The 13,009-nt window shown below is 71.5% G+C and carries 11 protein-coding genes and 1 tRNA gene; 10 read left to right on the forward strand and 2 right to left on the reverse strand.

Annotated elements, in window-relative coordinates; genetic code table 11:
- Positions 1-412: 412 nt before the first annotated feature.
- Positions 413-495, reverse strand: a tRNA-Leu gene (locus tag ACU436_RS24590).
- A 134-nt stretch (positions 496-629) separates the two neighbouring features.
- Between ACU436_RS24590 and ACU436_RS24595 the strand changes: the two genes are divergently transcribed.
- From ACU436_RS24595 to ACU436_RS24640, 10 genes are all read left to right on the forward strand, one after another.
- Entirely contained in the window at positions 630-1,937 is a 1,308-nt protein-coding gene (locus tag ACU436_RS24595; RefSeq protein WP_459029130.1) for a DUF3662 and FHA domain-containing protein, read from the forward strand.
- Positions 1,938-1,988: 51 nt separating this feature from the next.
- On the forward strand, positions 1,989-2,444 hold the full coding sequence (locus ACU436_RS24600) for an FHA domain-containing protein FhaB/FipA (protein ID WP_459029132.1): 456 nt from the start codon (positions 1,989-1,991) through the stop codon (positions 2,442-2,444).
- A 93-nt stretch (positions 2,445-2,537) separates the two neighbouring features.
- Positions 2,538-3,905, forward strand: a complete 1,368-nt coding sequence (locus ACU436_RS24605; protein ID WP_459029134.1) for a PP2C family protein-serine/threonine phosphatase — start codon at positions 2,538-2,540, stop codon at positions 3,903-3,905.
- Between the two features lie 77 nt (positions 3,906-3,982).
- Entirely contained in the window at positions 3,983-5,422 is a 1,440-nt protein-coding gene (locus tag ACU436_RS24610) for an FtsW/RodA/SpoVE family cell cycle protein (protein ID WP_459029136.1), read from the forward strand.
- Complete coding sequence (locus ACU436_RS24615; protein WP_459029138.1) at positions 5,419-6,894, forward strand: peptidoglycan D,D-transpeptidase FtsI family protein; 1,476 nt, start codon at positions 5,419-5,421, stop codon at positions 6,892-6,894. Before ACU436_RS24610 ends, ACU436_RS24615 begins: the two co-directional genes overlap by 4 nt.
- Positions 6,891-8,312, forward strand: coding sequence for a serine/threonine-protein kinase (locus ACU436_RS24620; RefSeq protein ID WP_459029140.1), 1,422 nt, complete (start codon positions 6,891-6,893; stop codon positions 8,310-8,312). The genes ACU436_RS24615 and ACU436_RS24620 overlap by 4 nt, the downstream gene beginning before the upstream one ends.
- 109 nt (positions 8,313-8,421) lie before the next feature.
- Complete coding sequence (gene pknB, locus ACU436_RS24625; RefSeq protein WP_459029142.1) at positions 8,422-10,338, forward strand: Stk1 family PASTA domain-containing Ser/Thr kinase; 1,917 nt, start codon at positions 8,422-8,424, stop codon at positions 10,336-10,338.
- Between the two features lie 40 nt (positions 10,339-10,378).
- Entirely contained in the window at positions 10,379-11,014 is a 636-nt protein-coding gene (locus tag ACU436_RS24630; RefSeq protein ID WP_459029144.1) for an aminodeoxychorismate/anthranilate synthase component II, read from the forward strand.
- A 60-nt stretch (positions 11,015-11,074) separates the two neighbouring features.
- Positions 11,075-11,341, forward strand: a complete 267-nt coding sequence (gene crgA, locus ACU436_RS24635) for a cell division protein CrgA (protein ID WP_147256646.1) — start codon at positions 11,075-11,077, stop codon at positions 11,339-11,341.
- Positions 11,342-11,420: 79 nt separating this feature from the next.
- Positions 11,421-11,867: a PH domain-containing protein gene (locus ACU436_RS24640; protein ID WP_459029146.1), complete on the forward strand. Its 447-nt coding sequence runs from the start codon at positions 11,421-11,423 to the stop codon at positions 11,865-11,867.
- Positions 11,868-12,123: 256 nt separating this feature from the next.
- Here the strand turns inward: ACU436_RS24640 and ACU436_RS24645 are convergent, their stop codons facing one another.
- Complete coding sequence (locus ACU436_RS24645) at positions 12,124-12,999, reverse strand: rhomboid family intramembrane serine protease (protein ID WP_459029148.1); 876 nt, start codon at positions 12,997-12,999, stop codon at positions 12,124-12,126.
- Positions 13,000-13,009 lie beyond the last annotated feature (10 nt).

Consider the following 13,009-nt stretch of genomic DNA (forward strand, 5'->3'; position numbering starts at 1 on the left):
CGGAGGGCGACAGTCCAACGGAAGCCGCCCACCCGGAGGGCGACAGTCCAACGGAAGCCGCCCACCCGGAGGGCGACAGTCCAACGGAAGCCGCCCACCCGGAGGGCGACAGTCCAACGGAAGCCGCCCACCCGGAGGGCGACAGTCCAACGGAAGGTGCCCACCCGGAGGGCGACAGTCCAACGGAAGGTGCCCACCCGGAGGGCGACAGTCCAACGGAAGGTGCCCACCCGGAGGGCGACAGTCCAACGGAAGGTGCCCACGTGGATGGCGACAGTCCAACGGAAGGTGCCCACGTGGATGGGGGGTCCGGGGGCGAAGCCCCCGGCTGGGGGTCTGGGGGGCTAGGCCCCCCAGAACAACACCGAAGCCCAGAAGAAGGTGAGCGAGTTCCGCGAACACAGCTACCCGGTGGGCGAGGAGGGAGTTGAACCCTCACGTCCTTTCGGACACACGGACCTGAACCGTGCGCGTCTGCCATTCCGCCACTCGCCCTGGCAGGAGGGAAGTTAGCACGGGGGTGGGGGGTGGTTTCGGGCGGCCCCTGGTCGGGGGGCGGCACGGGGCCGACTAGCACAGATACGATCGGTACTGCCAGCAACACGCCGATGCGAACGGAGGAAGATCGGTTGGGCCGCGTCGACAGGTTCGAACGCCGTCTCCAGGGACTGGTGGGCGACGCCTTCGCGCGGGTCTTCGGCGGCAGCGTCGTTCCCCAGGAAGTTGTGCAGGCGCTGTTGAGGGAAGCCGAAGGCCGGATCGAGCAGCTCGCGGGGGGTCGTCAACTGGCGCCCAACCGGTTCACGGTGCTGCTCAGCCCCACTGATCTCGCTCGCATGGGCGGTGATCGAGCGGAGATCGTGGACTCGCTGTCCGGCTCTGTCACCGAGCAACTCGCCGACCAGGGATGGGACACCTACGGCGAGGTCGTAGTCTTCCTGGAGCGCTCCGATGCGCTGCACACGGGACAGTTCCGCACCCGCTCGACCGTGGACCCCGACGCTTCCCGCCGGGACGCCATCCGAGCACGCGACGCAGGAGAAGCACCCATGAGCCAGCAACCGGGCCACCCCGAGGAGAACGGGCAGTACGGATACGACCGTGGTGCCCCCGGCGGATACGGGCAGCAGCAGACGTACGCCCCTCCCGCCTACGACCAGCAGCAAGGGGGGTACGACCAAGGCGAGCAGGGCTACCCGCAGCAGGGCGGCTACCCGCAGCAGGGCGGTGGCTACGGCGGCCAGCAGCAGCAGGGCGGCGGCTACGACCAGGGCTACGGCCAGCAGGGTGGTTACGGCGGCCAGCAGCAGGGCGGCGGGTACCCGCAGCAGGGCGGTGGTTACGGCGGCCAGCAGCAGCAGGGCGGTGGCTACGACCAGGGCTACGGCGGCCAGCAGCAGGGCTACGGCGGCGGCCAGCAGCAGCAGGGCGGTGGCTACGACCAGGGCTACGGCGGCCAGCAGCAGGGTTACGCGCAGCCGGGTGGTTACGGCGGGCAGCAGCAGGGCTACGCGCCGGGCGGGTACGACCAGGGCTACGGCCAGCAGCAGCAGGGTGGCTACCCCCCGCAGCAGTACGAGCAGGGCTACGACGGCGGGTACGACCAGGGTTACGGCGGCCAGCAGGGCGGTTACGGCGGCTACCAGCAGCAGCTGTCGGCCTCGCTGTCGCTGGACGACGGCTCGGGCCGCACGTACGACCTCACCCAGGGCAGCCACGTGATCGGGCGCGGGCAGGATTCGTCGTTCCGTCTCCCGGACACCGGCGTGTCGCGCCGTCACCTGGAGGTCAGCTGGGATGGTCACACCGCGACGCTGACGGACCTCGGTTCCACCAACGGCACCACCGTCAACGGCAACCCGGTCCAGACCTGGCAGCTCAACGACGGTGACGTCATCCGGGTCGGGCACTCGAGCCTGGTGTTCCGCACCCAGTAGGCGCTACGCGGGGCCGGTGAGGACATTTGGAGAGAACGGAGTTCGCCGCGAGTGCCGGAGTTGGTGCTGCAGCTGACCAGGGCGGGCTTCCTCGCCCTGCTCTGGCTGTTCGTGCTGGTCGCGCTCCGGGTGGTGCGCTCTGATCTCTACGCCGCGTCCGGCCTGCGCGCGCTGGTGCCCGGCGGCAGGGCCACGGCTCGCACGGGCCGGGGCCGTACGCCGCGCCAGCTCATCGTCACCCAGGGGGCGCTGGCCGGCACCCGCATCTCGTTGGACTCCCGGCCGATCCTGATCGGCCGGGCCGACGACTCCACTCTGGTGCTGGACGACGACTACGCATCCACGCGCCACGCGCGCATCTCGATGCAGGGTGATGAGTGGTACGTCGAGGATCTCGGGTCGACAAACGGCACGTACCTCGACCGGGCTAAGGTCACCGGGCCGACCCGGGTTCCCCCGGGCGTCCCTGTCCGCATCGGCAAGACGGTGATCGAGCTTCGATCATGAGCCGGCGCAAGCTCCACCGCCGTGCCCCGGCGCTCGCCGCCCGGGCCGGCCGCGCCGGTCGATCTGCCCCTGAACGTAGTGTCGGAGCCTGAGATGACGCTGGTCCTGCGCTACTCCGCCCGCAGCGACCGCGGGCTCGTCCGGCAGAACAACCAGGACGCCGTGTACGCCGGTCCGCGGCTGTTGGCGCTCGCCGACGGGATGGGCGGCCACGCCGCGGGTGAGGTGGCGTCGTCGCTGGTGATCTCGGCGCTGGCCCCGCTCGACGAGGACGATCCGGGCGACGACCTGCTCGCCGAGCTGCGCGATGCCACCGTGGAGGGCAACGCCGCGATCACCCGGCACGTCGCGGACGCGCCGGACCTCGAGGGCATGGGCACCACGCTCACCGCGATCCTGTTCGCCGGCAACCGGCTGGGGCTGGTCCACATCGGCGACTCCCGCGCCTACCAGCTGCGCGAGGGGTACCTGACGCAGATCACGAAGGACGACACGTTCGTCCAGTCGCTGATCGACGAGGGCCGGATCACCGAGGAGGAGGCCCACACCCACCCGCAGCGGTCGCTCCTGCTGCGGGCGATCACCGGGCAGGAGGTCGACCCGTCGCTGACGATCCGCGAGGCGCGGCCGGGCGACCGGTACCTGCTCTGCTCCGACGGCCTGTGCGGCGTGGTGAGCGACGAGACCCTCGCGGAGACGCTGCAGGCCTACCGCGATCCGCGGGAGTGCGCCGACCGGATGATCGAGCTGGCCCTGCGGGGCGGCGGCCCGGACAACATCACCTGCATCGTGGCCGACGTCGTGGACATCGACTTCGGCGAGGACGCCCCCATCGTGGGCGGTTCGGTCGGCGACGGCTCGGAGGACGGCCCACCGCCCGACTCGGCGGCGGCCCGGGCCTCGGCCACCACGATGACCCGCACGGCCCCCCAGCGGATCGTGTCCCAGGAGGCTCCGACGGCCACCCGCCGCAAGGTCAGGCTGCGGCTCGTGCTCGCCGTCGTCGCGGTGGTCGTGGTGCTGGTCGGGGGCGGGTTCCTGGCGCGCATGTGGGTCATGCAGCAGTACTACGTCGGCGCCGACGCCGAGCAGGTGGTGATCTTCCAGGGCGTGCGCGGGGACGTGCTGGGGGTGCCGCTGTACTCGGTTTCCGAGCGCACCGACATCGCGCTGGACGACCTGCCCGAGACCGAGCGCAGCCAGGTGCGTGACGGCATCCTCACCGATGACGGGCTCGGGGGCGCCCGTGGCCTGGTGGACCGGCTGCGTGGCCGGATGCTGGAGCCCTGCCCGCCGCCGCTGCCCCCACAACCGGTCCAGCCCGTGCAGCCGCCGGCGCAACCGAATGCCGACCCGAACGTCGATCCCAACGTGCAGCCGCAACCGCAGCCCCCGGTCGACACGACCCCGCTGCCGATGCCTGTGCCCGAGCCTGGGACCAACTGCCGGTCGGTGAGCTAGATGAGCGAGCGCCAGCGAGCGAATCAATGTCACAGCGTATTCGCGAAGCGTCGCGCGAGCGCCAGCGAGGGCGAACGATGAGTATTCCCGAGCCTCGCACGGGATCGCCGCCACCGAGCCCTGCTCCGCTGCCCACCGGGCGCGGCATCGAGCTGGTGCTGCTCGCGTTCGCCGCCGTGCTGGTCACGGGTGCGCTGGCGCTGGTGGAGGCCAACCAGGAGCAGGCGCTGACGCAGGCGCTGTTGTGGGTGGGGCTGGCCTACCTCGCGCTGTTCACGGTCGCCCACCTCGCGGTGCGCCGGTTCGCCCCCTTCGCCGACCCGCTGATCCTGCCGTGCGTCGCGTTGCTGAACGGGCTGGGGCTGGTGATGATCCACCGGCTCGACCTGGCGCGGGTGGATCGGGCGCTGGCGGCCGGGCGGGACGCGCCGGTGGAGCTGGTCTCCCGGCAGATCGCGTGGACGGCGATCGGGCTCGGGCTGTTCGTCGCGGTGATGTGGGTGGTTCGCGACCACCGCACCATTGCCCGCTACGCCTACACGGCCGGGTTCGCCGGTCTTGTGCTCCTCGCGCTGCCCGGCCTGCTGCCCTCGTCGATCTCGGAGGTCAACGGCGCCAAGCTGTGGATCCGCATCGGCGGGGTGGGGATGCAGCCCGGCGAGTTCGCCAAGATCCTCCTGATCGTGTTCTTCGCGGCCTTCCTGGTGCAGAAGCGGGATCTGTTCAGCACCGCGGGCCGGCGGTTCCTCGGCATGGAACTGCCGCGGGCCCGCGACCTCGCCCCGCTCGTCGTGGCGTGGGGGCTCTCGGTCGGCGTCCTCGTGCTGGAGCGGGACCTCGGCACGTCGCTGCTGTTCTTCGGCATCGTGCTGGTGCTGCTGTACGTGGCCACCGAGCGGGTCTCGTGGCTGCTCATCGGCCTGACGTTCTTCCTCGGCGGCTGTCTGATCGCCTACCAGCTGTTCGGCCACGTCCGGGTGCGCGTGCAGGTGTGGCTCGACCCGTTCGCCGACTTCGAGAACACCGGCTTCCAGATCTCGCAGGCCCTGTTCGGGCTCGGCACGGGCGGGGTCGGCGGCACCGGCCTCGGCGCCGGGCGCCCGGACCTCGTCCCGTACGCCGAGAGCGACTTCATGCTGTCGTCGCTCGGCGAGGAGCTGGGCCTGATCGGCCTGGCTGCGATCCTGATCGTCTACCTGGTGCTCATCACGCGGGGGCTGCGCAGTGCCCTCGCCGTGCGCGACAGCTTCGGCAAGTTGCTCGCCACCGGGCTGGCGTTCACGCTCGCGCTGCAGGTCTTCATCGTCATCGGCGGGGCGTCGAAGCTCATCCCGCTCACCGGCCTCACGCTGCCGTTCCTGTCCTACGGCGGATCGTCGCTCGTCGCCAACTACGCGCTCGTCGCAATGCTGCTGCGCATCTCGAACGCCGCCCGTGCCCCGCTGCCGAGGCGCGCGGCCGCACCGCTGCCGCCGATCGCCGAGGCCGGCACCGAGCTGGTGGAGCGGCCGTCGTGAACACCCCGGTGCGGCGCGTGGCCATCGCCGTCATGGCGATGGTCCTTCTGCTGATGGGCAACCTCACCTACGTTCAGGTGGTGCAAGCGGGTGACTACCGCAGCGATCCGCGCAACCAGCGGGTGCTGCTGGCCGAGTACTCGCGCAAACGGGGCCAGATCCAGGCGGAGCGCCAGATCCTCGCCAGCAGCACCGAGACCGACGACCGCCTGCGCTACCTGCGCCAGTACTCCGACGGCCCGGTGTACGCGCCGGTCACCGGGTACTACTCGATCACCTACAGCTCCACCGGGATCGAGCGCGCCGCCGACACCGTGCTCAACGGCAGCGACGACCGGCTCTTCGCCCGCCGGCTGTCCGACCTGATCACGGGCCGGGACCCGAGCGGCGGCAACGTGCTGCTCACCCTCGACCCGGCGGTGCAGCAGGCCGCGTACGAGCAGCTGTCGAGCCGCGGCTACACGGGATCGGTCGTGGCGCTGCGTCCGAAGACCGGCGAGATCCTCGCGATGGTGTCCACGCCGTCGTACGACCCGAACAAGCTCGCGAGCCACGACTCGGACGAGCGGATGGCGGCCTGGAAGCAGTTCAACGAGGCCGACCCACCCGTGCTGCCGAACCGGGCGATCTCCGAGACCTACCCGCCGGGTTCGACCTTCAAGCTGATCGACACCGCCGCCGCGCTCTCCAGCGGCCGCTACACGCCCGACAGCCAGCTCACGGCGGCGTCGGCCATCACGTTGCAGGGCACGAACACGCAGCTGCAGAACTTCAACGGCAACGCCTGCGGCACCGGTGAGACGGCGAGCCTGCGCGACGCGCTGCAGCGCTCCTGCAACACCGCGTTCGCCCAGCTGTCCGCCGAGCTCGGCGAGCAGGCCATCCGCAGCCAGGCCGAGGCGTTCGGCATCGGAACCACCGACCTGGAGGTGCCGATGCCTGTGGCCACCTCGACGATCGGCGACATCCCGGACACCGCGGCCCTGCAGCAGTCCAGCATCGGTCAGCGCGACGTCGCGCTGACGCCGCTGCAGAACGCCATGGTCGTCGCCGCGATCGCCAACGGCGGCCAGGTGATGCAGCCGCACCTGATCAGCCAGATCCAGAGCCAGGACCTCACCCCGGTCGAATCGACGAGCCCGGACCGCATCCGGCAGGCCATCGACCCGTCCGTGGCCCGCACGCTGACCGAGCTGATGGTCAACAACGAGAACAACTACTCGGGCAGCGGCAAGATCACCGGCGTGCAGATCGCGGCGAAGACCGGCACCGCCGAGCACGGCGTGAACCCCCAGGCGGTGGCCCCGCACGTCTGGTACGTCGCGTTCGCCCCGGCCGACGACCCGCAGGTCGCGGTCGCGGTGCTGGTCGAGTCCGGCGGCGACCGCAGCAACCTCGCGGCCACGGGCGGCACGGTCGCCGCACCGATCGGCCGCGCGGTGATCCGAGCAGCACTGGGGACGGACCGGTGACCGTTCTCGCTGCCGGTCAGAAGATCGACGACCGCTACCTCCTCGAGCGCCGGATAGCCGTCGGCGGCATGGGCGAGGTCTGGGAGGCCTCCGACACCCGGCTGGGCCGTGGCGTCGCGGTCAAGGTCCTGCGGCCGGAGCTCGGTGACGACCCGGAGTTCCTCCACCGGTTCCGCATCGAGGCGCGCACCGTCGCCTCCCTCGACAACCCCGGTATCGCGGCCGTGCACGACTACGGCGAGGACGAGGGCCCGAACGGCCGGCGCACGGCGTACCTGGTGATGGAGCTGGTGCGGGGCGAGCCGCTGTCCACGCTCATCTCCCACGGCCCGATCGACGCCGACGAGACGCTCCGGTTGATCGAGGACGCCGCGTGGGCGCTGCAGGCGGCGCACGAGCGCGGGTTCGTGCACCGCGATGTGAAGCCCGGCAACATCCTGGTGCGCACCGACGGCGTCGTGAAGCTCACCGACTTCGGGATCGCGAAGGCAGCGGACGCCGTGCCGGTCACGCGCTCGGGCATGGTGATGGGCACGGCCCACTACATCGCCCCCGAGCAGGCGAGCGGGGCCGAGGCCGGGCCGGCGAGCGACGTCTACTCGCTGGGCATCGTCGGGTACGAGTGCCTGGCCGGCCTCCGACCGTTCCGCGCCGACAGCGCGGTTGCGGTGGCGATGATGCAGGTCCGAGAGGCGCCTCCGCCGTTGCCGGCGAGCGTACCGGCGGGAGCACGCGAGCTGATCGAGGCCGCGCTGGTCAAGGACCCCACGCAGCGCTACGGCACCGGCGGGGAGTTCGCGCTCGCCGTGGCCGCCGTGCGCCGCGGCGAGCCGCTCCCCCCGCTCGGCTCGGTCACCGGCGCGATCGCTCCTCCGCGTACCCCTTCGACGCCGTCACGAGCGGCGCCGAGGGCCACCCCGAAGGCGGCACCGGCGTCGGCATCGTTCCCGGCGCCGTCACCGCTCTCGGCGCCGATCCCCGCGCGGTCGGCGCCGTCCCGGCAGGGGCGGCCGCTGCCCGGATCGCCGAATCCCGTCCCGCAGGCGGCCCGGCCGGCCCCGGTGCCCGCGCGGCGTCCGGCACCGGACACGGGTGTGAACCGCAGGCCCCAGCCGGCGGCGAGCCGGCGCGCCACGCCGGCGGCGCCTGCGCATCGCGCGTCCTCGCAGTCGTTCCGGTTGCAGCCGAAGTCGTCCGGCCGCAGCCTGCTGCTCGTGCTGTTCTTGCTGCTCACCATCGCCGCCGTCGCGGTCGGCGTGCTGCTGTTCCGCGGCGGGCTACCGCCGATCGGCACGGTCGATCCGACCCCGCAGGGTGCCGGACCCGGTACCGTGGCGGGTCGGGAGGGCGTCTCGACCGGTTCGACGGTATCCGGCGGGCTGCTCTCCCTGGTGATCGTCACGGGGAGCGTCCGGTGAACCCGTCGAACCGACGGCCTGGCGCTGCGGTGGCTGCCAGGCCACCCCGCTGGGCGACGCGGCCCGGCATGATGTCCGAATCATCCATGACTCCCAGGAACCGGCACCGATGACCACCCCCCGACTGTTGTCCGAGCGCTACGAACTGGGCGAAGTGCTCGGTTACGGCGGCATGTCCGAGGTGCATCGCGGTCTAGACACGCGGCTGGGCCGCGACGTCGCCGTGAAGGTGCTGCGGGCCGACCTGGCGCGCGATCCCCAGTTCCAGATGCGCTTTCGTCGCGAGGCGCAGAACGCCGCGGCGCTCAACCATCCCGCAATCGTCGCCGTGTACGACACCGGCGAGGTGCAGGGCGAGTTCGGCCCGCTGCCCTACATCGTGATGGAGTTCGTCGACGGGCAGACCCTGAGGGAGATCGTCAAGACCCAGGGTCCGATGACCCAGCGGCAGGTCATCGAGGTGATGGCCGACGTGTGCGCCGCACTCGACTTCAGCCATCGCCACAACATCATCCACCGCGACGTCAAGCCCGCGAACATCATGATCAACACCGCGGGCGCCGTCAAGGTGATGGACTTCGGCATCGCCCGTGCGCTCGGCGAGGGCCAGAACGTCACGCAGACCGCCGCCGTGATCGGCACGGCGCAGTACCTGTCCCCCGAGCAGGCGCGCGGTGAGGCCGTGGACGCCCGCTCGGACGTCTACGCCGCGGGCTGCGTGCTGTTCGAACTGCTCACCGGCGACCCGCCGTTCACGGGTGACACCCCGGTGGCGGTGGCCTACCAGCACGTGCGGGAGGAGCCGCGGCGCCCGTCAGAGGTCAACCCGAGCATCCCGTCCGCGCTCGACGCCGTGGTGTTGAAGGCGCTGTCGAAGAACCCGCTCAACCGGTACCAGTCGTCCGCGGAGATGCGCTCCGACCTGGTGCGGGTGCGCAACGGGCAGGCCCCGATGGCGCCGCTGGTGATGAGCGACGACGAGCGCACGGCGATGATCGCCGCGAGCCCGTCCACCGGGCCCACCCGCCGGATCAACGGGCGCCACACCCCGGCACCGGTGGACGACTACGACGACTACTACGACGAGCCGCCCCGCCGCAGCACGGCGAAGGTGGTGGGGATCGTCCTCGCCGTGGTGCTCGCGCTCGGTGTGGTCGGCTTCGTCGGCTACCAGGTGTTCAGCGGCCCACCGGCGCCGCAGACGGTCGCGATACCCGCGGTCGCCAACATGGCGGAGACCGACGCCCGGAACCAGATCATCGCCGCGGGGTTGCGGCTTGGTGAGTCCCAGACCCAGGAGTCGGGGGTCGACCAGAAGGACCGCGTGATATCCACCAACCCGCCGACGGGCACCGAGGTGGACGAGCGCTCGATCGTCACGCTGATCATCGGCAGCGGTCCGGCCAACGTCAACGTGCCCCGGCTGCAGGGCATGACCCTCGCCGAGGCTCAGGCCGCCCTCGAGCAGGCCGGCCTGGAGCTCGGCGCGCAGAGCCAGGAGCCGACCTCCGACAGCTCCCTGATCAACCACGTCATCGAGTCGACCCCCAAGGCGGGACAGTCCGCGAAGGGCGGCGACACCGTCGCCGTGACCATCGGCGTCCAGCAGACGGGCGTGCAGGTCCCCGACGTGTCCGGCAAGGACGTGGACGAGGCCATGGACCTGCTGAAGGACGCCGGGCTGAAGCCGCAGCCGCCCGACGGCGCGGACGACAACGACAAGGTCTCGGGCACCAACCCGCGCGCCCAGCAGGTCGTGCCGCCGAACTCCGAGGTCGAGCTGCTCACCGGCAGCGACGGCGACGGCACGATGCCGAACGTCGTCAACCTCACCGAGGAGCAGGCGAAGGACCGACTCGCCGATCTCGGCTTCCGGAAGATCCAGACCAGGCGGGAGACGGTCTCGAACGACTCGGACGACGGCCGCGTGATCGACCAGTCGCCCGAGTCTGGGGACAAGGTCTCCAGCGACCAGCAGATCACCCTGACCGTCGGCGACGCGCCCGGCGGCGGGCTGGTCAATTAATCCGGGGATGTCGCACGCGGGGATCGGGGAGACTGGCGCCATGCGCGTCCTGGTCGTCGACAACTACGACAGCTTCGTCTACAACCTCGTCCAGTACCTCGCCCAGCTCGGGGCGCACGTCACGGTGCGCCGGAACGACGAGGTCGATCTCGACGAGCTGGACGATGTCGACGGGGTGCTGGTCAGTCCCGGCCCCGGCACGCCCGAGCGGGCCGGATCCAGCATCGAGGTGATCCGGCGCAGCGCCGAGGGCGCGCTGCCGGTGCTCGGCGTCTGCCTCGGCCACCAGGCCATCGGCGTGGCATGGGGCGGGGTGGTCGAACGCGCGCCGGAACTGCTGCACGGCAAGACCTCGCTCGTCCACCACGAGGGCACGGGGGTGCTCGCGGGGTTGCCGATGCCGTTCGTCGCCACCCGGTACCACTCGCTGTCGATCCGCCCCGACACGCTGCCCACCGAGCTGGAGGTCACCGGCCGCACCGACGGCGGCGTGATCATGGCCGTGCGGCACCGGGAGCTGCCGGTGGTCGGCGTGCAGTTCCACCCGGAGTCGGTGCTCACCCAGGGCGGACACCGGCTCCTCGCCAACTGGATGGCGAGCGCGGGCCACCCGGTGGCCGAGCCCGTCGTGGAGGCCCTCACGGCAGAAGCGGCAGCGGTGACCGCCAGCGCCTGAGGCGGGCACGCTACCGTGGGGGGCAGCCACGCACTCCCGACGTCCCCGAGGTCAGCACCCATGCCGAAGTCCAAGGTCCGGAAGAAGGCGGCATACACCCCGCCCGCCAACCGCCCCGGCACCACCCCGGTGAAGGTCGCGGGGCCGACGCACCCGATCTACATCGGCGTGATGCTCGGCGTGATGCTCCTCGGGCTCGCGTGGCTCGTCGTGAACTACCTGGCCGGCGAGTCCATCTCGTTCATGGCCACTCTCGGGCCATGGAACTTCGCGATCGGGTTCTCACTGATCGTAATCGGGCTCCTGATGACCATGCGGTGGCGCTGACCAGGGTAAATACACCAATGTGAGTAGTCCCCAGTGTGGACAGGTGCTGTGGACAAGTCACCCACGGTGATCAACACTGATGAGTGATCGTGCTCCGGCCGGTGTCCGGGAGTGGAGCCCGGCCGCTGGTCTGGTCGTACTGGCCTGGCTCCTGGCCGCCGGCGCCGCGCTCCTCTGCGCGGCGGTGTGGTGGACCGGATCCGACCCGGCGGGGGGCCTGCTGGCCGGGGTCACGGCGCTCGGCGCCGGGCTCGCCGCAGTGTTCGGCACCCGAGCGCGGCCCCGCCTGCGCGCCGACCCCGACGGGTTGACGGTCGGCGGGCTGCTCCGCTCGCGCCACCACCCGTGGCCGTTCGTCATGGACGTGCGCGTGCTGCGGACGCGGCGGCTCGGGCGGGAGACCTCGCTCCTCGAAGTCGACACCGTCGGGGCCGACGGCACCGAGCGGCTCCTCGTGTTCGGCCGGCTCGATCTCGCGGCCGACCCGGAGGACGTCGCCCCGCAGTTGCGCGCGCTCCGCCCGTGAACGTCCCTCACATGCCGCAGTCGGACACTCCATGTGCCGTGGCAACCCCCGAACGAGCGGTCGTGCCGGCGCCCGGCTCGGTCCTACCATCGACGGAGGCGACGAAGGGAGTCTGGATGGCGACGACCACACAGATGCGGGGCACGGACGGCTGCACCTCCGGGTGCGGCTGCAACCCACCCGCCTGACCATCCCGACGAGCCACGGCGGGGCACCCTGACGAGGGTGCCCCGCCGTCGTCGGTCCCGAGGCGGGGTCAGGCCATCCCGGTGGCCCAGATCAGGAGGACCAGCACGATGGTGAGCCCGCCGATCGCGGCGATCTGGACGGCGGTGCGGTTCCGCGGCGGCGCGTAGACGAGCGCCGCGGTGGCGGCGGCACCGATGACCAGCCCGCCGAGGTGCCCGATCAGCGAGATCCCCGGGATCACGAGGCTGATCACCACGTTGAGCCCGATGATCCCGAAGACCTGCCCGGCGGGTGCCCGGAGCCGGCGCAGCACGACGACCAGGGCACCCATCAGCCCGAACACCGCTCCCGACGCACCGGCGACCTGTTCGTCCGCGGCGTAGAAGAGCATCACCGCGGCCGAGCCGCCGAGCAGGGACACGAGGTACAGCGCGAGGAACCGGCCGCGCCCGAGCACGACCTCCAGATCCCGGCCCAGCATCCACAGGGCCAGCATGTTGACCACGAGGTGGATGGGACCGATGTGCAGGAACCCGGCGGTGACCACCCGCCACCACTCACCCGCATGCACGTACCCGGGCACGAGCGACAGCTCGCGGAACAGCACCGACAGGGAGTTGTACATCGGGTTGCCCGCCTGGACGGCGGTGAGGACGTAGACCGCGGCGTTGACCGCGATCAGCGCCGGCACCACCACCGGGCGGCCACGGGACTGCGCACCGGCCACGGTGGTGCCGCGGCGAGCGGTGCGCTGCCCCTCCGAGACGCAGTCGACGCACTGGTAGCCCACGGAGGCCTCGCGGAGGCACTCGGGGCACGACGGGCGCCCGCACCTCGTGCAGCTGAGCCCGGTGGCGCGGTCCGGATGCCGCACGCACACGGCGGCAGGGCCGTAGGGCGAGCCACCGGGCTGGTGCGGCGGCGGTCCGGCGGGGTGCGTCATCTCATGACTC

Source organism: Pseudonocardia wallangbongensis (assembly GCF_054486945.1).